The organism is Chitinophaga sp. ARDCPP14 (assembly GCF_051362515.1).
Classification (GTDB): domain Bacteria; phylum Bacteroidota; class Bacteroidia; order Chitinophagales; family Chitinophagaceae; genus Chitinophaga.
In genome coordinates, this window is record NZ_JBKIXB010000010.1 from 242,774 (window position 1) to 267,915 (window position 25,142).

Consider the following 25,142-nt stretch of genomic DNA (forward strand, 5'->3'; position numbering starts at 1 on the left):
TTGTCAGTTTAAAATTTCAGATTAGAATCCAACGTTAAGGCCGAATACAAAAGAGCGGCTCAGCGGGTAGTAGCCACGGTCTACCCCACGGCCAAAGATGCCGGTGTTGGAGAGGTCCGGATCAAAGCCTGTATACTTTGTAAAGGTGAGCAGGTTGTAGGCGCCGGCATAAACCCGTAAGCGGTCGATGTGTACTTTTGCCGTGAGTTGCTGCGGAAGTGTGTAACCCAGCTGTAGGTTTCGCAGGCGTACAAAAGAAGCGTCTTCCAGGAAGTAGTCGGACACACGGAGGTTTTCGTTTTCATCTGTATTGGAAAGACGATATACCGAAGCATCAGGATTGGAGGGGCTCCAGGCGTTCAGCAGGTCTGCAGAGCGATAGAAGCGGTACAGGAACATCTTTGCGCCGTTGTACATCTTCTGGCCCTGTTTGCCGTTGAAGAACACCATCAGGTCGAAGTTTTTGTAACTGGCGTTGAAAGTAATACCGAAGTCGAGGTTAGGAAGACCGTTACCCATCAGCTGTTTATCATTATCGTCTAATGCGCCGTCGGCATTTGTATCCACGAAACGAAGGTCGCCGGGTTTGGCATTGGGTTGCAGCGGATCGCCGGATTTATTGACGTGTGCATCCACATCCGCCTGCGATCTGAAGATGCCGTCTGTTTTATAAAGATAAAATGATGCCAGCGCCTCTCCTTTCTTGGTGAGCGTGGTACCGCGGTTGTTAAAATCAACATATCCGTCGGCAATCACTCCTTCGTCATACCCCAACCGGATGATCTTATTCCGGCTGTGTGAAATATTTGCAGTTATATCCCAGTAAAATGCATTGGACGCAGGGCGGCGGTAGGTAGCCGTTACTTCCCATCCTTTATTTTCCATATCCGCGATATTGGTGAGCGGCAATGCTGTGATACCGGATGATGCAGGGATAGGCGTTTCGGCCAGCATATCAGATGTTCTGGAACTAAAGTAATCGAAACTGCCGCTCACAGCACCTTTTAAGAAACTAAAATTCAACCCTGCATTGAGGGTAGCTGTTTGTTCCCATTTGATGTTGTTATTAGCCAATGTAGCTGCAATGGCGCCGACATATACCTGCTGACTGAGCGCGGAACCCAAAGGATAGTTCAGGTAGGGACTGGAGCCTGTCAGGAATATCTTGGCGAGGTACTGAAAGTTGCTCACGTTCTGATTCCCCACGGTACCATAGCTGATACGCGGCTTTAGTTCTGATATCCACGGGATATTGAAAAAGGATTCCTTATGCATGTTCCAGCCTGCAGAGAAAGAGTAGAAAGTACCGTAACGGTTCAGAGGGCCGAATTTAGAAGAGCCGTCACGGCGGAGGCTTCCCTGGAGAAAATATTTATCGTCATAATTATAGCTTGCGCGGCCAAAGTAGGATTGCAGCGTGCTGGAAAAATTCCAGCCGCCGGCGCGGATAAAATCTCCTTTACCGTCGATGATCAGGCCCGACAGTGATTCGATCAGCGGACTGCTCAAATGATTGCCTGCGCCGGTGGTACCCTGGCTCACAGACTTTTCACGGGAGAAGCCGTACATGCCTTTAATATTGTGCTTGCCCAGTTGTTTTTCGTAATTCAGGAGATGGGTAAACACGGTGAACTCATTCCGGCCACGGCTCTCGGAGCGGCTCGGATTTTCCACCAGCGCCTGTGCGCCAAAGTCGTAAGGATCTGTTTGCGTAAACTCGTAGGTGTTTACAATATTACGGCCCAGGGTAAAGTTGTAAGAGAACCCTTTCCAGAGTTGCAGGTCTGCAGCCATATTGAACTGCAGGTGATCATCTATTGTTTTGCCGTTGCTCAGCATTCTTTCACCTACCGGGTTGCCGGAGCCCAGCTCTGTTTCGGGTTTGGCATAACCGTTCACCGAAGCAGGGTCGTAGATGCGTTTATGTGGGAGCGTGTTATAAACGTTCATAATGGGAGAAAATCCTGCATTTCCATCACCGTTCACATCTCCAAAATTCTTATTGTCAAAACGGGTATAAGCGATAATGGGACTTAATTTGAGGCGATTGTTGAGTAGTTTGATCTCTGTATTCAGCCGGATGTTATCTCTTTTAGAGCCGGAATTAATGATGGACCCGGAATGTCCCCAGTGTCCTAACGACAGGCGGTAAGCAATTTTCTCTGAAGCGCCTGCCACATCAACATCATATTTCTGTTCCACGCCTTGTTTGGTGAAAGCGCTGAGCCAGTCGGAGTTAGCGTATTTATTATCATCCTGCACATAAATGGGAGGTGTTTCGCCGTCATTGGCATAGGCTTCTCTCACCACCTTATTCATGGGAACTTTCTCCAGCAGGTCAATATTATTATTCAGCTTGTGCAGGGATGCGTATGAATTGAAGGTGATACGCGGTTCACCCGTTTTCCCTTTTTTGGTGGTGATGATGATAACACCCCCGGCCGCCCGGGCGCCATAAATGGTAGCGGCAGAAGCATCTTTAAGGATGCTTACTGATTCGATATCATTGGGGTTGATATCATATGCATATCCCAGGGGAATACCATCCACTACATAAAGGGGGTTGTCGTTGTTGATACTGTTGAGGCCCCGCACCAGCACTACGGGATTGGCCGCAGGATTGCCTGTACCGGCACTTACGATCACGCCGGCCGCTTGTCCCTGCAGCATGGTACCGATGTTACCGGAGGGTTGTTTGGCGAGATTTTTTGTATTTACGGAAGATATGGCCGCTGTCACATCTCCTTTTTTCTGAGTTCCATAGCCGATCACCAGTACTTCATCCAGTCCTTTCACACTTTCTTCCAGGGCTACTACCAGTTCTTTGGCGCTGGTCAGTTTAATTTCTTTGGCGGTAAATCCCATCGCCGAAATAACCAGGGTAGCATTTTCAGGTACGGTTAGTGTAAAGACGCCCTTGTCTGAGGTGGCCGTTCCGTTAGCCGTGTTTTTTACCACGACGCTGGCGCCCGGAATAGGGTTGCCTGCGGCGTCTTTAATTCTCCCCTTCAGGGTCCAGTTAACGGATGCTGTTTGAGCGATTGCCGTTAACCCGGTAAATAAAAGGAATAATAATATTCCGTTCCTCCGTAATAGTTTCCACATACGCATTTTGGTTTTTAGATCTTTTTTTTAAAAAGTATAACATGGATCGTCCGGATGCTGCAGCATAGGTACCTGCTTTCAAACGTGAAATCGGCAGCAACGGATCAGGGAAGTAATGTAGGCAGGAAAGATGGGCACAGGAGAGTTGTAAGCCTCTATATGAGCCTTACAGGCACCTCTACATGACCTCTACAAGAGAGACAGGTAGTTGATAATTAATTGGTTAGAAATTCTTCAGAAAATCAGACAGGTTGTCTTTGTGTTCCAGGTTGAATGCTTTACGGAGGCGGTAGCGAGCCATTTCAACTGATTTTACAGAGATATTATTCAATGAAGCGATGTCTTTGATAGAGAGATTTAACCGGATTTGTGCACAAAGGCGGCGTTCATTTTCTGTAAGGCCCGGATATTTTTGAAGGAGATTAAAGAAGAAGTCTTTATGGATTTCATTTACCGAGAGATTAAAATCCTGGGCATCTTTATTATGATCGAGGTCATGCTGGAATTTATGGACCAGGCGGTTGAAACGGGTGATATTCTCATTTCTGGCGTCGTTATGGATATCAAGGCTGGTCAGTTCATCAATAAAATTCCGGATCATTTCATTACGCTGGGAAATGTATAGCGCATAGTTTTTGAGGTCGTTATCGCGGAATTCCAGTTTACCATTCAGGGCTTCCTTTTCCATCAGGGCGCCATCAAGCTCCTGTTTGATCAGGGCACGTTTAACCTCTTCCAGTTCTTTCTCCTTTTTCTGCTTTTGTTTCATCTTGCTGTAAAACAGCAACCAGATAATAATAAGGAGTACCACCCCTGCTGCCAGCGCATTCCGTTGAAACGCCCGAAGTTCCTTCTGCGCCACCAGTGTGATGATGCGGGTTTCGTTCTCTTTTGCCTCCCGTTGCAGCTTAAGCGCCGAAATAGCTTCACTCTTGCTTTTGGAAAGGATCTGGTTTCGGACCCTGGTATATTCCTGCAGTTCGGTGAAAGCCTTCCGGTATTCTCCCAGCTCCTGGTATAACAATACTGAATTGGTAAGGTTATCCAGCAGCTTCTCCTTCTTTGTATTGGAGTTCGATTGGTTGATCAGTACCCTTGCATCCCGGAGGAGGGTTTCCGCCTGCGGATATTCCTTCAGCATAATGCGGGAGTAAGCCATCTGGTTCAGCACCTCCGCATGCGACAATACTTCTGCAGGGTTAATGATTGCCATTGCCTGGTTAAAATCAGCGATGGCCACCTGGTACTTCCCTTGTTCATTCCAGCAAATACCGCGGTTACTCAACGCTGTGGCAATCATCCCTTCCAGATGATTTTGCTTTGCGATGGCGAGCGTGCTATCAAAATACAGGCGGGCCGTTTCAAAATCATCTTTCATCAGGTAAACCAGTCCCAGTGCATTCATAGACACCGCCAGCCGGTGGGGATCGCCGCTTTTTTTATATAATGTGTGCGCCTGCTGGTGGTACTGAAGAGAGAAGTGAGCGTTCTCCGTATCATAAAAGACCCAGCCCAGGTTTGTAAAGCACCGGGCAATAGCGCTATCATTTCCCCACTCCAGGCAGAGATCCAGTGCATTATAGGCGTAATTGAGCGCCTGGTCGTATTGATCGTTATAGAGATATCCCTCGGAAAGGTTGAGGAGAGAGGCCGCCTGGAGCGGCTTGTTCTTTTCTTTCAGGGAAAGCAGGTAAGCCTCATTGGCCAGTACCAGTGCCACATTGGTGGAATCCTGGTTGTAATGGGCCGCCAGCATATTGAGCGCCGTAATCCTTTCCGGCGTGGTCATGTTTTTATTTGCCAGCAGTTGATTCAGGCTATCCGCATTGAGCTGGGCATTGGCAGTAATGCACGTACAGTAGCAGGCTGCAAGAAGGAGTAGCAATTTCATCATTCAGTCATCATTTTGGCGTGTTCGGGCGCCGATCCGTGGATTTGTGGATTGTAAAATACGGATTATAGGTATGCGAAAAGCGGGAAGGCAATACAATTTATAATTAACCATCCGTCTAAAACAGGAAACAGTAATATCCGGGGAGAATGCAGGGCATGTAGAAATTACATTGCGGAATAAGTATCATTGGAAATCATGTTCAGCCCGGACAGAAAAGACAGCAGACACAACACAATCATCATAATTTAAATTACAGTGCTATTAGCCAGGCGGCAATGCAATAAAGCAAAGCCGCCTGTACTTAGTAAAAATTGGACGTGGAAAATATTATAGTTCCACTTTTCGGGTAAAATAATCTAACAGAATAGCCGGTATGGCCTTTCAAAATTTACTCAAGCGTTGCCTGCACGATCTTTTCAATATCAAATTTTCGCATTTGCATAAACGCCTGGGCTGCTTTACCGGCCTTATTGGGATCGGTCATCAATTTCCCCAGAATAGTAGGTATTACCTGCCAGGAAACACCAAATTTATCTTTTAACCATCCACACCTGCTTTCTTCGCCGCTTTCGGTTAATTTTCCCCAATAGTGATCTATTTCTTCCTGTGTGTTGCAATGAATCGTTAAGGAAACGCCCTCGTTAAAGGCAAATTTGTGAGCATGTGCACTTTCCATTAGCATAAACTTCTGCCCGGCTAAGGTTATCACGGCATGCTTTACTTTTCCCTCTATATCGGGCTGTTCCTGTTGAGAGTAACGGAGTATCCCATCTGTTGCTGAATCCTGGAATATGGAACTATAATGCTGTATGGCCTCTTCCACACGACCATACTGATCCCCGACGAACATTAAAAAGGGCGTAATCTTTTGACCCACCGCGGCTACTGTTCCCAGGGTAACCTGCCATGAAATGCCAAACCGGTCGCTCACCCAGCCGTATTTTTCACTCCAGGGATACTTATCCAATGGCATCATTATAAAACCGTCGCTGGATAATCCTTCCCAGATATCCTTTAGTTCTTCTTCTGTTTCACAGATGTAATACATTGAAATGGATGGATTGGGTCTGAACATAGGCCCCCCATCTAACAGCGTAATATGCTGTCCGGCTATCTCTATTTCGGTGACAACAGGCGACTGCATTACTATTTTGGCGCCGGGAATTAATTTGCAATACAAAGCGGCGGCTTCTTTTGCCTGGTTATCGAACCATAAGCAAGGCGTGATTAGTTCTTTCATACATTTAAATTTTGTGTAAAGATGAACCAGCCACCAAACATCTCCTTGTACAAAACCGACATTATTTTTTCTTTAGCCCAAACTGCAGGTATTCATTGGGAGTGGTTGCTGTAAATTCCTTAAAAGAACGGATATAATGGCTCTGATCAAAATAACCATTGGCATATGCCACGTCGGTCAATTTATGAAACTGGCCGGACTTTAACTGGTAAAAAGCCATCTGGAACTGGCAGATCCGCCTGTATTCGCTGGCCGTTATACCTACATATTTTTTAAAGATCCGTTGAAATGTTCTTTCGGTGAGACTAAGCTCCTGCAGCATTTGTGCCAATACATCGGCTTCCGGGTTTTCCAATATTTTATCGGTCGCATACCGGATGATCCTGCATTCCCGCTGGTTGGCTGTAACCTGGGAAAGAATAAACTGGTGTAGCACCTCCACTTTCTCGGCTGTTGATGGAGCATAGGCTAGTTGAATGGTCAATGCCATTGCCTTTTGTGGATTCCAACGATTCAGCCCGATGGCTTCATTTTTTAACTGCTGTGCAGATAGCTTAAAAACAGGCCCTATGGCAAATGGTTTGAAGAAAAATGCGATCAGGGTAGCATTCCCCCATTCGGCCCATCTTTCTGAAGGAACGGTCTTTCCGAACAGCGACAGGCGACTTTCCTGATGCTGTGTTGTACACAATAAAGCCGGCATGCCGTTGGTAAATATGGGCAAGTCATCCGGCTCAGGGGGATCGGCACTATCAAGGATTAAGACGGCTTGGACAGTGTCTTTTAGGGCTGGGTCTAGTTTATTATACCATTGTTGCATATGAATTTACACTAGGCTTAATCAAAAAAAGGTATTTATTCCCCGGAAGAAACACTCTCTAATTAAAAATATGAAAAATGTAGCGAATCTGTTGAAACGTCACATATAAAAGCAATAAAGCCGCACAATGGCGGCCTTATTGCTGTCTTCACGTTGCTATTAAACCACTGGCGGTGTCAACTTCACCTGCCAGAAGATTTTGTTTTACGCGCATTTGATTTTTGCGACGTCGTCTTTTCTATGTGCTTAAAGAGTAATCAGTCTTATTCCAATGTGTTCTTCCATTTGGCAGTACGGCCCGTAAACCATACAGGGAGATCCGGATTATTAGAAGGACTAATAATTGACCAACCTTCCGGATCGGAAGCCTGAACGCTACCAGGATAAGTCATTCTTTCTTTCCACTTGTATCTTTCATACATTGAAGCAGGATTTGTACCCAGGTATTTAATTAACCTGCGGGCAGCGGTATACGGCACTTCAAAGTTCAACATATTATAATGCAACTGAAGCTGATTAAAAATTGCCTGAACTTTTTGAGTGCTTGACATCGCATCAAATTTCTGTGCTGCTACCTCTGCATAAACACTTGCGTTATATTCCATTGCGGGCCTGGCGCTGATTCTCGAATCGTCCATCGTTGTTGGCATAGCCGGCAAGGTTGTCTTAGAATATTGATTTGAGTTATTCAGTTCATACCAATATTTGCAGGATAAGATAATGGCATTCTTATAGTGATCGCGCGCGGCACCATTCAGTTGACCAAAACCTCTTACTGCTGCCTCTGCCAATGAAAGCTCCGTTTCAACCGCATGAATGGTTGGATATTTTAACGCAAAGTTAAATTGTGGGCGTACATTGTACTCCGCAACCAGGTTGTTTGCAGTGCCTACGTTCCAACCATTGTCATCGTAGTTGGCCACTCTGCTGCGAAGCGTATTTAACAGGAACGCCTCACGTTTACTCAGATCTGCTTTAGATGCTGCGTCCAACGCGATCGACTGGCTATTATTTACGCCGTAATAAAAGGTTGTTTTTGAAATATCGGTCAGGATAGGATCGTTGATGTAAAGGCCACGCAAAATTTTATTTAAGTAACTATTCTTATCAGTATTGCCATCCCATTTTGTATCAACACCCAGGTATCTGCCACTCCAGTCTGGAGCGAAGATATAAGAAACGCGCGGGTCAACAGTACCATCCAATAAACCTGTTGCAGAATTATCACCACTGAAATAATATAACGCTTGTCCGTTCACCACCTTACTGCTCATGGTCGGCTGGCAGTACATCACGTCCTGCAGGAATTTTTTCCCTGCACGGCAATCATCCGCTCTTTCCCTGAAAGCACGTGTAATACCCAGTTCGTTACAAATACGATTAAGTGCAATCACTGCTATGTCAGCTACACCAGCTACATCGTTATAGTCGGTCAGTAGGGGTTTGCCTTGCAACTCCGTAAGCACCTGCTTCGTAATAGCAGGCAAAACTTCGCTTACATTCATCGCACAACGCAACCTTAATGAATTAATATACTTACGCCATTTCAAAATATTTCCGCCAAAAATGATATCCTGCTGGTTAAATGATGCCTGCTCGGTAGACGTAAGTGTCAGCGTCGTCAACACTTCTTCGGCGGCCTTAAAATCACTGATTATCTTCGGATAGATGTCCGATTGGCCAAGGTATTTTGCTTTAACGCCATCAAGCCCACCCGCAGAACCTGTTTCTATGTAGGGAATCTTATCGTACATGTCGGTTGCTCTTTGGTAGGCATAACCTTTTAAAACATGCATTAAGGTGATATACAGGCTATCTAAATTGGTCCGTTTAGCTTGCGGTGTGTTGTTGTATTCACGTTGAGCCCAGAGTATTGGTGTGATCCATTGTGTATTAACAAAGTTGAAAACAGATTCGTTAAAACCACCCGTACCCCAGTCGTGCTCAACATCTGCGAGCGTGTAGGAACTTCCTTCGGTAGTTGTATTATAAATCTGAACGGCATTTGCCATAATCCTGTTTCCACTTCTCACCTGGTGGTAAACAGAACCGTAATCACCACTAAGAAAGAATCCCTGGGTTAGCTGAGAAGTGAAGAATCCGGCAATAACGCTTACTCCCGACTTATCAGCCATGTCTTTCGAATATCCGTCAGGATTTTGATATGAGTCTTCCAGGCTCTTCTTGCACGCGACAGAAGATAATAACAACGTAAGCAAGAAAAAAGATCTTAATTGTATATATTTCATCTTAGTTGTTTTTAAAATTTAGTTTTGATAGAAATACCTATTGAACGTTGTGAGGGTAATGCAGTTGTTCCATAGGAACCCACGCCCCAGCCTGTTCCGTTAGTTGATTCAGGTACTGAATTTGGTGCATCTTTGTAGAGGTAACCCACATTGTTCGCAAAAACTGATATTATCAGACTGCTCATATGGATCTTTTGAGGAATCTTTGGATTCAAAGTATAATCGATGGCCACATTACGCAGGGCTACGTAATCGCTTTTAAAGATCCTGTCTTCAGGGAAAAAGCCATTTGAAAAATAAGAATCGTAATAATAATTATCAGCAGAAACCACTTTTGTGTTCGTTTTGCCATCAGTACTAACACCATCCAATATTACACCGTCGTGAAAGGTGGATCCGCCATTAGGGTTTGTGCCTGCAACTTTCTTAGAATTGGCATCTAAATAATAAGCAGATCCTCCATGCGCCTCATCTCTATATTTCAATGTTTCGTTTAGCGCACCGGCTGCCATCATATAAGTTTCAGAGCCTGACAGGAAAGTGGCGCCAAACTGGTAGTCTATATTTGCAATAAGGCGAATATTTTTGTATGCAAAAGAAGTGAAAAACCCTCCTGTTACATCAGGAATTGTTTTGCCGATTAACTTTGCTGTGCTCGTATAATCATAAGCCGAGCCAGCAGCATTTACAACTCTTTTTCCATTGTTTGGATCACTTGGATCATTTGGATTATTGTAGGTGTAGGTTGACTTAGTCAGGTAAAGCTGACCATATTCCTGACCCACATTAGCCACTGCATTCACTGCGCCGAACGCGTTCCACAGGGTGAGAGATTGTAGTTTGCCATCCAGTTTTTCCACATAAGTTTTGCCATGTGCAAACATTAAGTTTACATCCCACTCAAAATCTTTTGTTAAAATTGGTTTTGTTTTAATAGCCAGTTCCCATCCTTTGTTCATCACGTTACCAGCATTCATACGAACATTTTTAACACCCATTCCCGGAGGAGCTGCTACCGCCATGATCTGGTCGTAGATATTTGATTTGTAATAAGAGAAGTCCACTCCAATTCTCCTGTTATGGAACAGATAGGTTTCAAAACCTACTTCAAATTCACGTTTACGCTCAGGTTTTAGATTTGGATTGCCGTTGGCATCCATTGGAGGAAGATCGGATGGAGGAGTAAGCACATATCCACCACCTGTTTGAGATGTAGCATAGTTCACGTTGCTGAAATAGCGTGGACCCGGACGGCCCACATCGGCCCATGACGCCCTTACTTTGGCATAATCAAACACCGCCGGTAATTTCAGGCTTTCGCTAAAGATCCATGCTGCACTTATACCAGGATAGAAATAACTATTCTGATTTGGAGGCAAGATAGATGACCAGTCTTGTCTGGCCTGGGCTTCTATATAAACCTGGTTTCTCCATGCCAACTGTGCAGATCCCAATAAACTGTATAACATATCCTCACCATTTGTAAACTGGTATTGAGGCTGCACTCCTAATGGTAAATTATTAAAAGAAAAGTAATTAGGAATAACCAGCTGTCCATAACCATTCACAGATGCACCTTTTCCTTCTGTGTAATTTTTTCTGATTACTCCACCTACAAAACCAGACAAATCAAAATCACTATTTATTTTGGTGTTGAAGTTAAGCATGCCCTGGCCATAGGTATTTTTGTATATGTTGGTTACATCACTATACATGAAACCACTATTAGGGCCTAATAACTGTGGATCCAACAATTTCCCTTTATACTCATTCCTCTCCGTGCTATAATCTATGCCCCCCATTAATGTGGCACTAAATATATTGGTGAGTTTTATATCGGCAGATAAAGACTGGATATTGTGCAATCTTGTAAAAATAGATTTATTCTGGAGCTGATCCCAAAGATAGCCTACCACTCCCTTCCTACCGTTGGAGATTAAATTTCTCTGGCTTGGGTTGGCAAAGTAATTATATCCATCTGGCGTTAGTAAATGTGACTTTAACAAGCCTACGTTGATATCAGCGCTATATGCCCCTATCTCTGCCTGCTGACCTTCTCCATTCATTGTACTCAGGTTGGCAGCATTCAGGTTTCTGGAAATAAAAAAGTTGCCGGTATATTTAAGGGTAATGTTATTATTTAACTTATAGGACGAGTTAAGGCTAAAAGTATTTTTGTCATAATCAGAACCTGGTCTGATGGGGGTCATACTTAAGTTAGTGTATGAAAAACGAATCTGTCCCTGATCATTCCCGCCACTTAAAGCCACATTAGTTGTGTTCTGATGCCCCGTTTGGTAAAGATCGTTATAGATATTTTTGGATTGAGCCTGCCATGGTCTTTCTACTCCGTCCCACCACAAAAGTTTCACGCTTGGGTCGAATTTTGGTCCAAATGCAGCTGCGCCAAAACCATCTCCCAATGTAGTTGCCAACGCTCTTTTTCCATTTGCATCAATATAGTATCCCTCAGCGTCATTCCTGGAGTTGCTAGGGCTGGAGCCAGTTCCATATTCATTTTGCAACTTAGGAAGGAACGCTGCGCGGTCCCATGAAGTTGTGAAAGAAGCCGCCACTCCCAGTCCTTTCCCTTTGGTGCCGCTTTTGGTAGTAATCAGCACAACACCATTGGCACCTTCACTACCGTATAGTACTGATGCTTTAGCTCCTTTCAAAATTTCCATGGAAGCAATGTCATCAGGGTTGATATCGTTAATACCTGTTCCGTTGTCGCGATCAGTAGCACCGAAACCCATTTGCGTATTCTGATCGTGAATGGGAACACCATCTACTACAATAAGTGGACGCGTTGATGAATTTTGGTCAAAAGATACCGCATTACGAATGTTGATTTTCATTCCAGCGGAGGGGCCGGCTGCTGTAGCTGCAACCTGCACGCCAGGCGCGGCACCGTAGAGTGCTTGTAAAGCATTGGTAGGTGTACCGCTGGCCATAATCCTGTCATTATCAATTTTGGATACGGCATAACCTAACGCTTTAGATTGTTTTTTGATACCCAAGGCAGTAACAACTACTTCTTCAGTACTCTGAACACTGGCTACTAGCGTTATCTGCATAGAAGATGTAGCCTGCAATTCCTGGGTTACAAAGCCAACATAAGAAATAACCAGTTTTGCATCTGGTTTTACATTGATAGTAAAGCTACCACCCTTGCTGGTCGGCACCCAATTGGATGTACCTTTTTCGCTCACGGTAGCTCCTTCAAGAACATTGCCGGTTGCGTCCTTGATGGTACCTGAAACCGTCATTTTTCCCTGCCCATAGGCAAACATGCTTCCTATGCAAAAGAGCATAAAAAGCAAAAGAGATCTTTTGGTTGACTGCATCGTTTTTTAGTTTTTATAATTGAATAGAACTGATTTTGGTATAGTATTACGAATGGAAATCTTCTATGTTGTTGGCTGTTTGTATCTTCCACATCAATCAGTGCCAGACTGCTAATTTCTATATCGAACAGACCACCCTGCTGATAACACTGATGGTAGATAGAGTTGGCGGAGATAGTATTTTTTGATGCATTAAGGTTAAACCCGTTTTCCCGGGAAGGTCACCATTGGTTGGTTATAAGACAGTAATTAGTCGCCATATACAATGTATGTAACATTGTATATGGTACTATATGTACCATTCTCGCCATGACAAAGGGTGCTCAGCTTTGTTTAAAATTTTAGCACTATAACCCGTAGGGCCGTTACCCATTCTTCCACGCAGTTTCAATCCTTGCTGCTGACAATGGCTGGATTTATATAGGTGTCATTGTTCAGTATTCATTCTTTTGGTTCATACTTTTCTGCGAAAGCAGTAGCTATTGTGCTCTTTCATAGCACAAAAAACAATGCTTAGTCATCCTGATTTATTAAGGCAATATGATCCTGTTTGAAAGACATCACTATTGTTCACCAACGCTGTTTGATGATAGAAACATTTTAACGCATATGCTTACGAATAACAAATTGATTGATAAAAAAGTCTGGTTATTTAGTGGAACTCTCGTCGACTGTTAAAAGAAATCTAATCTTTCCAATTGTTGCTGATGTTGATTGAATTTACAGTTTAAGGAAATACATTGTTGTAGGGACAAAATATGCTAATCGGTCATTAGTTAAACGTTTTAGCTACCAATAATGAATCTTTGTTTTCTTTGCTCTAATGCTCTTTTTTCGTCTTTCTCAAACCTATGTAAACTTTTTCAAGTCGCGCAATTTTTTAACAACTTTTTTAGGAAAAGGTCAAGATAGAATTGTTTTTTATCAAAATAGAATCATTAGTGTAGTTAGCTTATCCACTTAAATAAGGAAAGTTGGATAATGAACAAGACCCGGAAAGATTCCAAGCTGGCTTGTCTGGAAAAAATAACCAAAATTGATCCTAGTGTTAATGAAATTATCACTTGTCGTTGGGGAAAAGCGCTTGACGGAACTCAGCAGTGGATGAATGGGAATGGGAATGATAAATAAAATTTGATAACGATTATCTCCAGTAGTTGCATTTTATGCAACTACTGACTAAATTGCCTTTACCTCTTCAAAGCCCAAGCTCAATTGTTCAATTAACTGATAACATTCTTCCAAAGAAGTATCAAAATATTCCAGCATAATCAACGCCATTCTCCCAGAACCCTCTTCAGCATTTACTTTTAGGATATTATAAACGCGGTCATTTAGATGCTGACTCCTATCTGTAATCTTACGAATTTCCCGGCCCATAACCCTCGCCGCAATAAAAAGTAATTCAACACTCTCCTCCTCAAAGAGGTCATGGTGATGCTCCCATATAGCATCCCGATGCATATCGAAGAAATTATTCAGAATATCGCTAATGTCTTTGATGTCGTCCCGGCGCGCCTCCGGCCTATCATCCCAGGCTATCAATTTTAATAATACAATGCCTGGCAAAGTACAGACTTTAAAATGATGTCCCTCACCTATTTCTATTTCCGGCAGATCCTGGTCGTATACTTCCTTAAACCCTTCTACGTGTATGTTGGTATATCCATTGCCTTTAACGGTAACCTGGCGGTGTTCATCTTCAATTGCCCAAAAGGCAATAGGTCCACTTCAGTTCCATCTTTCCAGATTATCACGAAAGCATTACCACTATATGAGGTAAATCCCTGTACATTAATAAGATACTCCTTTAGCTCTTCGTATACGCCTTTATCGTTAATAAATACAGCAAAGTCAATATCCCCTGTAGTACGTCTGGGAGTGATTTTATTAATGCCGCTCATCCACACGTCCCTTGATACCGCTCCTACCAGGTAATAGTCAATTCCAAATTTCGATAGCACATTTTCCAAAGCTCCTAACAAATCTCCTAAACTTGGATGTTGCCGGATCTGATCAAAATTTATCCTGTAAGTACTCATCGTAAATTTTTTGAGCGGTTTCAATACATCGCCTATCACCTGTGTTAACTAAATCAACATACACAAGCAAAGGAGGGACTGTACTATCATTGGCGTTATCTTGCCAAAATTTCTGAAATACTTTTACATTGCCATTTGCATCAGAAACAAGACGATAATGTCTGATTATATCAGCTCGTTTTTCCAATGTATATAAAGTATACTCGCCCGGATGTAAGAAATTAGTGAGCAGGTCAGCGGCAGGTTCTCCGCCCCACCATGTCTTATCTTCCTTAAGAGAAAGTTTTTTCCAATGATTACGATCTTCTTCTGTTAAGAATCGAAAAGTCGCAACCAATAAGGATGGCTTTAGCTTTTCCTTGTAGGCGATCATCCATTTGTTTAACAACTCCTTTCTATTATTTAAAAAGTAACTGTTCTTATCTTTCGGGAGCAAAAAGCCTTGTTTCTTTAAATCACTAATGATCACATTAATGTTGCCGAAGCCCACTCCTGTTTTTAATGCTATTTCCCGATAAGTTTCATTTACCAGGTCTTCATTGATTAAGAAATGAAACACCAACTTAAGTCCTGTTTTAGTGAATGCCCGGCCCGCTTTTTCCGTTTCAGGGGGAATCACTTTTTGTCCATCCAGCCAGAGCAACAAATCGCCCTCATTGAAATAAATATTACCATTAGTTTCCAGGTAGCCAATATCTTCCTTCCTTAGCTCCTCTTTCAGTTTTGGAGAGATGTATTCAGCCATGACAATAAGGGGATGATGGCTCTCGTTTTGCCTTAGTAAATAGGGTAATTGGTGGTTGCGTAGCTCCTTTTTTATCGTCACAAATGCGTGATATTGCTTTTTATTATGCTTAAAAGCTACTTTCCCGTCAAGATCTTTAGGTGCATTGGGCTCCCATTTCATCTTGATGTTAGTCTGCTTTTCTAAAGCTACAATAGCATTTTGAGCGATTATTTCAGTTTCCATGTTTACATTTTTTAACTGTTTACGAATCGTAAACAATAAAATAATATAAACAAATATAGACAATCACCTTCTGTTTACAAAAAATAAATGTTTACGAATCGTGAACATCAGCTAAAACGTAAACAAGGCTTAATATTCGGAAACTCCGAATTTCTTAGCTTGGCGAGCTTTCATCATCACTTCCTCAACTATTCCCATTTTGGAAGTAGTTAACGATTCGGAAATTCCGAACAGTTCAATTAACTCTTAAAGACCCTCTGGTAAGATATTCATGTTTCTATACAATTACCACCTTAGGAACCCAATGAGCTGGTAGACATTAAAGCCTTATCCGCAATCACCCGGATAAGTCAGCGTACCTTATTCCGGCTTATAAAAAACGATAACGAGTTTCCACGGCTCCGCATTGACCGTAGCCTTTTCTTTCACCGGCAAACAGTAATGAATTATATCATCACCAAATTCGGGAACAAATGAGAGGGAAGTTGCGTAAAAAATTTTCGGCTAAATCGTTTACTACATTGAGTTTGGAAAGAAAATGGAAATAGAGAAAAGTATGAGCCCCCTACTTCCCGATACAGAAAATATAATTGGTTGGTTCAAAAATAGTTGCGATCCGAAGTTAATCATAGATTCGCCCATCGTGTCCATAGATCATGATTTGAACGATCTATTCATAATTTCACGTACTTTCATCCCCAACCTCAACCTTAAAATATGCGATCATCAACCGACCTCTGCCTATTGTGCCGCACGGCACCTGCGGATAAAACAAATTCCCACATCCTTCCACGCTTCATTTCTACGAATTTTCTTCAGGAACCAGGTAAACCGAGAAAAGGCTTCGAATTGGGCACCGAACACATAGATGGCAAGAGACCTAAGACCGTACAAGACTCGCCGAAGGAAGATTATATCTTATGCTCTGATTGCGAACATTATTTTTCCATTATCGAAGGCCTAGCTGCAGATACCTTCAAAAATTGGCGCACTCATCTGGCCGGAAGGTCTTTCACGGAAATTCCAATTACGCCACCACATCTATCAGTAGTAGAATGTGGGGCTAACATTGCCATGTATTCAAGACTGCTGGTCTATTCCATGTTCTGGAGAGCTAGTATTTCCTCGCATGACGTGTTTAGAGGATATAAACTCGAAGGCAGGCTGGAGGAGTCGCTTCGGGGCAACCTACATTCTGTAAAGGCGGAAAACAGAGCGAATGTCATTGCCAAGATCAACGCAACAGACATAATACTACACCCATATACGGCATTGACAAGCCGAGATTTTAAAGACAGTACAGCTAACAGCATCGCAGCAATAAACGATCAGATCCCTGCTTCTTTAAACGTAGATCAGTTTGGATTTCTGCTTTTCCCTGATTCCGCCTCCATTACTCCTGAAATCATAGCTCCGCTTTCCAATATTGTTGCGGTTGACCATAAAATTGCATTAATTGGTGCAGATCTATGGCACTCCATCATGGTAGAGCGTCTAATGAAAGAAGTGGTAAAGCGAGGCTGGAAATGAAAATAAAATCATAACAAATGAAGATAATAATCTTAGCAAAAAGTTATTGCATCAATGATGCCATCATTCGCAATCAATATAAACAATTGACCTATTTACAATAGTTCTAATGTCCAGATAATCATCATAACTCAAGCTTCCAAATTTCGACAATCAGGTTACGCATTATTTCCTGTCTTTCAGCAACTGTGTCCATATTCCATTCATCAAACGTCTTCAATTTAGTAGATGCGAAGCCATTAAATAACGTTTGTTCACCGATTCTTATTTGAGAAAAAGTACGGGTCAATAAGATATTGGAGTTGAGATAAGCATTTTTCTTTACATCAAACCATTGATTGGTTGAAATATCATTGGAAAAATTAAGGCTTTGATTGATGGGTGCTTCCAACAGCGTAAGATTGCCCAAACGGTAAACTGTGTTGGGATAATCGTATGGTTGCGTGTATCTATCAGCTGGAATATTTTCTCCTGTTTGAGGCAATATATGTTCTAATTGCTGAGCTTGATAAAAAGAATAGTTAGCTACTGGGAAATTAACTTTTATTCTTATGAAGTTTTCCAGTTTTCCTAAAATGTATTTTATCCTGTACAGTGGATTCAGATCTCCTTGGCCTTTAGAGGCAAATTGTGAATTGAACTTGGTTTGTTGATCTGAAAGTTCTTTTCGAAAATCGTCTTGCAAAAATGACTTTAATTGTTCACCTGTATTTATTGCCCTCAACTTTACCGCCCAATTAGCAAATTTCTCTTCATAAGATTTTGTCAGGATTCTGTTTATTGAATAGTAAAAAACAAGGCTTTCGATATTTCTTGCCAGTTGATTAATGATGTTGTTATCAATATTATCCTTTAAGGCCATTAGCAACACAAGATGTTGCCTTGAAGTTTTCTTACTGAGGTAACCAATACCAGTAATACTTGGATATACATTATCAGCATCCCTGCCGTTGGTGGCCTTTATGAATATTGAATATTTGGTTGCCGCAGATTTAAGCTCATTGGCGAACCCTACTGGGTCAGACTTGTATTTGATGTTAGCTTTGCCTTCATCAGAAATCATCCACTTATAGATTTCATCTTCTCGAATAATCCCCTTATGGTAACGCGCCATGAGAAAGTAACGGAGAAAACGAAGCGGCTTATCCCCCTCACCACTTTCATCAATGCTTTTCAACATTACTTTCCATGTTTGCTTAATGGGCTCAAAATCGTCATCCTTCGCATGGCTGAATAATAGATTCTTCAATAAATCCATAGCATTCAAGCCCACTCCCCTTTCATTAATGGTCTCAAATATCTTCAAAGCACTGCTGAGGTTATCAGGCTTAATTATTACCATTTCGACATTGGCAAGAAAATAACTGATAAAGTTTATTAATATGCCATCATCATTTACCTTTAACTCCTTCAAGAAGTCCGATATTGTTGAATAGGCTTCCATCATCTTTTTAATAGAAGGAGTTTTTATATCAGTAAACTCTTTTTCTCCAATCAACCTATTCAAATAATCTTTACTCTCAGCATATTGTAATGATAATCTAGGTGTGTGCTTACGACTGCTAATATCATACTTATAAAGTAGCTCCCTTACAACCTTTAAAAGCTCATCTCTAACCGTCCTTAAATCATCATCACACATATCCAATTGTTGCAATGAATACCTTATAGCACAAAGAGAAATCACAATAGTAGTAAGTCTTTGCTGTCCATCAACTACATCAAAAGCACCATCTTCACGTTTTACTATAATGGTAGACCCTATAAAGTAATTTGATTGCTTTCCTGAGTTAGGATTAAACTCATCGATAATATCTTGGAAGAACTGCGCCACATGAATATCAGCCTGCCAAACATACTCTCTTTGATAATCGGGAACAACAAAAAAATAATCTTTGATACTTTCGATTGATTTTACTTCTGCTTTAATCTCCATAAAACTAGTTATTCCAGTTGTTGATTAATTCTACTAATCTCCCCACTTTACACAAAAATAATAGAAACATTAACTATCGCCTTCGATAGTTTAACCTATCTAATCTTAATTTCATTGTTAGCTAAATCATACATATAGCCGACTATTTCCCCTGAAATTATCAAGTCAATAGCTTTCTCAATAATTTCCAATGGTGCAATGAACCATTCCCTTGGTGTATAACGATTCCCAGCTCTATCGAAAACATCGATATTCAAACACGCTCGACCGAAAAAATTATGTAATAGAAGTTCCAATTTCTGCGGATTCAAGTTGTAACATTTAACCGTCATTACGATGCTTACTTCTGCCATAAGGTAGGTCGGTTCCAATGCGGCATTTTTAATTCTATCTTCAACTTCGATCTTAGAAAAACCAATTTTATATAAATCATGGATACTTTTAATCTCAGGATTCTCACTCTTGGATTTGAGTATGTATATATATCCCGTTTCGAGGTCGTCAACTGTAATTGGGGTAAGCGCTTCTAATAATTCATCATCTTTGAGCGTAACCCTTCTCCCATCTTTATAAAGCTCTGCTGCCAATGATCTTAATAACATGTCAGATTCAGTCCCATTTTCAAAAACACATCTCAATCTCGCATTCGTTTTGCCATTCTCCAATTCACGCCGACCAATCTCTGCAATGTATAATAGAATCCCTTTTAACACATAAAATCGCCCTTTCTCAATCTGTTGTTCATTTTTAAAAGGATACAATTTGCGGATTCCTTTTTTTAGTTCTGCCTGGCACTCAATAAATAAATCAGAAAATTGTTCAAAATCGACACATTGTATTCTTCTGCCAATATATTCTGGCATAGTGGTGACCTTAGGAATATTTTTAAGCTCGTGAAGGCTGTCTGCCGTATCATCCGCTAAGAGGCCGAGGACATCATCCTCCAAAATATCGGCTAAAGACGTTACATTTCTTTGTTCAAATTTTAGCAGTTCAAATCGATCATAGTTAAGCAAAATCTGCTTTTTAGCCGAATTCTCGCGGATAGACTTCAATCTTGTAAACAATTGATGCTCCTGAACCCCATTTCCTTGCTGGGGCTCCCTCCCATATTTCTCAAAAAAAGAGTTAATCTCCAAAAAGGAATTGATTAGCCTTTCTTCCTCTGGCATTATGGATGAACCAGAAGGCTTAATATTTAAAAGCCCTAAAGGGTCATTATTGAATATTTCCAGCAGCTTTTTTTTATCCTTATCCATTATCTGCCTTCCGCTTTTGTTCTTTCAAAAAAATGATTCCTTCTGCCATTCTTCTTTCTAAGGGATCAGTAGACTGAAGAATAGGCTCCTTCTTAAACGTTTTTACGAAATCGTTAATCTTCGGCCAAAGTATTAAGGCTTCTTCCAATGTCATTTGAATTCTTGTAGCTTCAATCACATCTTGAATGACTTTCAGTACTTTTGGCGTAACATCCTTTGATATAATCTCAAACGCTTTTTGAAATGGATTAATTCTATCTATCAAATCAATATGCAAGTCATCTATATTTATAAACTGGCCTGCCATCCTTATAAAACGTTTATCGCCCACCTCCTTTATTTCCCCTGTTTTAACAACTGAATCAATTACTACATGTTGTCTAACTTCCTCAACTTCTCCTTCAGTTAATTCAGGGTATTTCGTTTTTATAATTTTGGGGATTAAAACTTTGTTGATCACTTCTGGATCGACATTACCGGGTATCGCCTTTAGTATCACATCACTTTGAAGAATTGTCGCCTTCAAATCATTCAGGTCAGATTCTACTATATCTTTAACTCTTTTAGAAGTCGGTGTTTTAAAACCTCTGATTTTTATTTCTCCTTCTTCGGCTTTGTCATCGTCAGAAAGTTTTGTTTTGAATTTAAAACTAGGAGCCAACACTTGTTCCATTAACAAGGATGCTGTAATAGCTTTAAGCATATTATTTACTGACTGCCTCACCAGATCGTCTGTTGCATCAGGCTGTGCAATGAGGTTGGTAAATTGTGCATGGCTTTTGTTGCTACTATCTCTCGTACATCGGCCAATAATCTGAATAATTTCTGTTAAAGAACCTCTATATCCAATAGTCAAAGCATGTTCACAAAAAGGCCAGTCAAAACCTTCTTTAGCCATTCCTAAAGCAATTATCAAATCTAAATCATCTACTGTTTTAATACTTCTGAGATAATCAACTACTTTTTCTCGATCTTTTGGATTATCATTTACTAAATCTGCAATTTTCAATACCTTTCCATCATTAGCCCTCTTTAGATGAATTATTCCTGTGTCGGCATCTACTTTAGTAATGTCTCCAAGGGTATCCAGTATTGTGTCTACTTCGCCTTGCTTATCCTTGGTAGACTCACCAGAATTTACATTTGGAATATGCAATATTGTTTTCTTGTCAGTATCTAAAATATCAAGAATGGCAGAAGTATATTTACCCTGATAAAAATGATACCCAATACCCAATGATTTCAAATAGGTATAGCCATTAAGTTGTTCATAGTAATTATACGTCACTTTAGTGAATTTAGCTTCCTCTTCAGCCAAAAGAACAGGCACACTATCACCACGAAAATAAGAGCCTGTCATTGCTACAATGTGAGCCGATGAATTTTGCATAATACTTCTTAACAACTCACCTAACCGACTGTCCCCATCTGCTGAGACATGATGAAATTCATCAAGAGCTAATATTATGTTATTGAATTTCGACTCGTCTAATTCTTCAAATGCAAAACGCAATGTTGCATGAGTACAAATCAAAATAGGTTCTTCATTGTCTAGAAAGTTTTTAAACGCTTGTACCTTACTTTTGCTTCCATCCATTCCTGGTGTGCAAAGGTTGTATTCGTCATTCGGCTCCCAATTAGCAAAAAATCCAGAATTCTTCAGATCAGTTTTGCCAAAAGAGCCTCCAATAGATTTCTCAGGTACGGCTACAATCACTTTCTTTAACCCTTGATTTATTAGTTTATCCAACGCTAAAAACATTAACGCTCTTGATTTTCCTGATGCAGGAGGAGCTTTCAATAGAAGGTACTGTGCATCCCTCGCCTGATATGCCTTTTCTTGCATCTCACGCATGCCTAACGAGTTAATATTTGAGCTTCTCCCTGTCTGGGCATATTTTACATGAATTATATCAGGCATAATTATTTCCTCTTCTTTTTTATCGCAGTTTCAAACAAAGTTTCTTTCTTGTTTTCGGAATTTATCATCTGCTGATAGAGCTTAAACAAATAGGCCAGTCGTTCCTCGTCAGTTTCAAATGGCTTACTTCTATAGCAACGTTCTACAGCAAGATCAAGTTGATGATGAGCTTCACGAAGCCCCGCTGGCATTTCATCAGGATTATAAAGCTGCGCTAATGTTTTTTCAGAATGCTTTTCTCGTTCTTCTAACACATTATACATATGTCTTTCCAATTCTTGTTTTTGATTGTTGTTGATTTGAGGGAACGGAAAAGTATTGTATCCAAGGGATGAAGAATATCTTATTCGAGTTTCTAAGCTACCGCATACTGCTTTTATCCAAATTGTATGAATTGAGGAAGTTACTATTGAAAAAATATAGTTTGGAGCTTCGTATATTGCCTGCGCAGAGGCGTAGATTACCGGCCCCTTGTCTACGAAATCAATTGGTATATATTTTCTTTGCTCTGAAGTAACACAGGGTATTACAATTGAGGGCTTATTGATATATCTGTTCTCGGCAAAGCGATGAGGGAAAGCCGCTAGTTTCTGCGTTGGAATTTTTGTGCTTTTCAGCCTCATGATTTTAACACCTTCGAGGCGATTTCTTATAAATTCGATCTCTGATACTTTTCCAGCATCTTCATCAGGAATATACAAACACCATCGGTTGATTTTGTCAATTATTTCTTGTGCACCTATGAATTTTTTTAAATACGGCATCAGACTACCATTTTTTGAAATACGCTTAAATTCGGCCTCATCAATTATCAGATGGCCTCCATCAGCCGGAATACTACCTTTAATCATTTTAGGGAATCCACTTATCGAATTTGACATTCTGCTAATTATTAAATTCGGGCCATCAACTATATAAGGGTTTATATTACTTACTATTTTTCTTAACCCCTGATTAAAAAGATATTTCGGTCTATTATTAATATTCCTTACACCTATTATTAAAACAGAAACACCTGCATTCGATTTCGCATTATTTTCCCATTTAAAGCTCTGATGAGCAAAATATATTTCCAATTTCCAATTCAACAGAACAGTATTCCAAGTCACACTAACTTGATCACCTTGAGAAATTGAATTCGTTGTTACAAATGCATATGAAGAATTGTATCCAAGTATATAGTTTGATGCTTTGTAAAACCAGCATGCGATATAGTCAAGGGTTTTATAGTTTTGTATGTGACCCAGCACAAAACTAACATCATCCTTATGTTCTTTTTTTTGATTTCTTGTACCCAGATAGGGGGGATTTCCTAAAATATAAATCTCATCTCTTCCTTTTTTAGGACAAACGGTTTGCCAGTCAATTTGTGTTGCATTTCCGCGAATAATGTTACCTGTCTCTTTAAGAGGAAGGGCTGGCTTAGTTCTTCCGAATTCTTTGAAGAATTCTTGATTCATTTGATGTTCCGCTAACCAAAGAGAGAGTATCGCCACCTCATGGGCAAAGTCATCTAACTCAATACCATAAAAATTTCCCAAGCTAATATTTGAAAGCGCAAGGCTATTTATTATTTTAAATATTTTCATTTCTAATCGGCGTAACTCTTTGTAAGCGATAATTAAAAAATTACCGCTTCCACAGGCAGGATCAAAAATTTTAATACTCCAAATACGATTAAGTAAGGCGTTAAGCTTTTTCGGAGTATTTTTAGATATTTCCAGTTCTTCTTGCAATTCATCTAAAAAAAGTGGCCCAATTACTTTCATTATGTTAGGCACACTGGTGTAATGCATACCTAGCCCTTCACGATGTTCTGGAGTAATAACCGCCTGAATCATGCTACCAAAAATATCAGGATTGATCGCGCTCCAATCTAGTTTACCACTTTCGATAAGTATTTGACGGCTACGTCTTGTAAAAATTGGGGCACGATGTTTATTTTTGAAAAGTCCTCCATTTACATAAGGAAATGCTTCTTGATAGGCAGACAAGTTCCGTCGCTTATCGTAGTCAGTATTCATTACATCGAATAACCCTTCAAGATAAACACTTAGGTCGCTCCCATCTTCTTGAGTGTGGCTTTCTATAGCAGTAGTAAACTGCGCTTTTTCAAAAATATCTGTATCCTCAGCGAAAAAACAAAATAGTAGACGGGAAAGAAAGACATTAAGATTATGAACTTCTTCATGTGTGCTAGTTATATTATCCTTTTTTATTTCATCATATAACTTTGCCATTCGTTCGGCAGCCTTTACATCGGCAGGATTCTCACTTTGGCGTTGGGCCTTTTCCATGCCTGCCCACGGCAGAAAAAAATCAAAATGTTTTGCAATTTCAGTAATAGGGATGTCTAACGTATGAAAGGTTCTACGATCAATTGCCAACAATGTTTTAAAGTCAGTGACCACTATAAAACGCGGATCATGCTTTATTCTTAAATCATTTTCTTTAATACCAGCAATCACTTCATGTATATCTTCATCTTGTACAGATTTAAAAAATACTTTTTTCTTCCATGCCACTTCTCCAATGGCTTTTGAAAGATTTAATCCACCATGTTGCAAGCGAGTAATACTAGCTTTGGGATGACCATACGCTAGAAGCAAATCGTAAATAAATGATTCGTTATTAAGGGAGCTTACTAGCTGCTGTAAATTACTTTCTATTTGAGCTAAATTCATTAATACTAATCTTTCACAAATTAAAATGACATACTTTTATACGCTGGATGACGTCCTTTTCATACTGAAAGAATGATACTATAGACCAGGAAGCGCACAATACATTCTTATATGGGCCTAGCAATTACCATCAACAAAAATCAAC

The 25,142-nt window shown here is 40.7% G+C and carries 14 protein-coding genes; 1 reads left to right on the forward strand and 13 read right to left on the reverse strand.

The window, feature by feature from the left end; translation table 11 throughout:
- Nucleotides 1-21: 21 nt before the first annotated feature.
- From ACLHR0_RS25035 to ACLHR0_RS25075, 9 genes are all read right to left on the reverse strand, one after another.
- Nucleotides 22-3,105 carry a SusC/RagA family TonB-linked outer membrane protein gene (locus tag ACLHR0_RS25035; protein ID WP_436490314.1) on the reverse strand — a complete coding sequence of 1,028 codons (3,084 nt, stop codon included), beginning with the start codon at nt 3,103-3,105 and terminating at the stop codon, nt 22-24.
- Nucleotides 3,106-3,328: 223 nt separating this feature from the next.
- Nucleotides 3,329-4,999, reverse strand: coding sequence for a tetratricopeptide repeat protein (locus tag ACLHR0_RS25040; protein ID WP_436490316.1), 1,671 nt, complete (start codon nt 4,997-4,999; stop codon nt 3,329-3,331).
- Between the two features lie 388 nt (nt 5,000-5,387).
- Nucleotides 5,388-6,239: a VOC family protein gene (locus ACLHR0_RS25045; RefSeq protein ID WP_436490318.1), complete on the reverse strand. Its 852-nt coding sequence runs from the start codon at nt 6,237-6,239 to the stop codon at nt 5,388-5,390.
- 61 nt (nt 6,240-6,300) lie between these two features.
- Complete coding sequence (locus ACLHR0_RS25050) at nt 6,301-6,942, reverse strand: helix-turn-helix transcriptional regulator (RefSeq protein ID WP_436490320.1); 642 nt, start codon at nt 6,940-6,942, stop codon at nt 6,301-6,303.
- Nucleotides 6,943-7,322: 380 nt separating this feature from the next.
- On the reverse strand, nt 7,323-9,308 hold the full coding sequence (locus ACLHR0_RS25055) for a SusD/RagB family nutrient-binding outer membrane lipoprotein (RefSeq protein ID WP_436490322.1): 1,986 nt from the start codon (nt 9,306-9,308) through the stop codon (nt 7,323-7,325).
- Nucleotides 9,309-9,319: 11 nt separating this feature from the next.
- Complete coding sequence (locus ACLHR0_RS25060; protein ID WP_436490324.1) at nt 9,320-12,655, reverse strand: SusC/RagA family TonB-linked outer membrane protein; 3,336 nt, start codon at nt 12,653-12,655, stop codon at nt 9,320-9,322.
- Between the two features lie 1,179 nt (nt 12,656-13,834).
- Entirely contained in the window at nt 13,835-14,224 is a 390-nt protein-coding gene (locus ACLHR0_RS25065; RefSeq protein ID WP_436490326.1) for a hypothetical protein, read from the reverse strand.
- A 77-nt stretch (nt 14,225-14,301) separates the two neighbouring features.
- Nucleotides 14,302-14,697, reverse strand: coding sequence for a hypothetical protein (locus ACLHR0_RS25070; protein WP_436490377.1), 396 nt, complete (start codon nt 14,695-14,697; stop codon nt 14,302-14,304).
- Nucleotides 14,672-15,667: a type IV toxin-antitoxin system AbiEi family antitoxin gene (locus ACLHR0_RS25075; RefSeq protein WP_436490328.1), complete on the reverse strand. Its 996-nt coding sequence runs from the start codon at nt 15,665-15,667 to the stop codon at nt 14,672-14,674. Before ACLHR0_RS25075 ends, ACLHR0_RS25070 begins: the two co-directional genes overlap by 26 nt.
- Nucleotides 15,668-16,384: 717 nt before the next feature.
- Between ACLHR0_RS25075 and ACLHR0_RS25080 the strand changes: the two genes are divergently transcribed.
- Nucleotides 16,385-17,197 carry a hypothetical protein gene (locus ACLHR0_RS25080; protein ID WP_436490330.1) on the forward strand — a complete coding sequence of 271 codons (813 nt, stop codon included), beginning with the start codon at nt 16,385-16,387 and terminating at the stop codon, nt 17,195-17,197.
- Nucleotides 17,198-17,321: 124 nt separating this feature from the next.
- On the opposite strand, the gene ACLHR0_RS25085 is transcribed toward ACLHR0_RS25080, so the two are convergent.
- The 4 genes from ACLHR0_RS25085 to ACLHR0_RS25100 all read right to left on the reverse strand — a co-directional run bounded on the left by ACLHR0_RS25085 (nt 17,322) and on the right by ACLHR0_RS25100 (nt 24,997).
- Entirely contained in the window at nt 17,322-19,133 is a 1,812-nt protein-coding gene (locus tag ACLHR0_RS25085; protein ID WP_436490332.1) for a DUF262 domain-containing protein, read from the reverse strand.
- A gap of 95 nt (nt 19,134-19,228) precedes the next feature.
- Nucleotides 19,229-20,392 carry a GIY-YIG nuclease family protein gene (locus ACLHR0_RS25090; protein WP_436490334.1) on the reverse strand — a complete coding sequence of 388 codons (1,164 nt, stop codon included), beginning with the start codon at nt 20,390-20,392 and terminating at the stop codon, nt 19,229-19,231.
- Nucleotides 20,385-22,247, reverse strand: a complete 1,863-nt coding sequence (locus tag ACLHR0_RS25095; RefSeq protein WP_436490336.1) for a DEAD/DEAH box helicase — start codon at nt 22,245-22,247, stop codon at nt 20,385-20,387. Before ACLHR0_RS25095 ends, ACLHR0_RS25090 begins: the two co-directional genes overlap by 8 nt.
- Before the next feature lie 68 nt (nt 22,248-22,315).
- Nucleotides 22,316-24,997, reverse strand: coding sequence for a class I SAM-dependent DNA methyltransferase (locus ACLHR0_RS25100; RefSeq protein WP_436490337.1), 2,682 nt, complete (start codon nt 24,995-24,997; stop codon nt 22,316-22,318).
- Nucleotides 24,998-25,142: the final 145 nt, after the last annotated feature.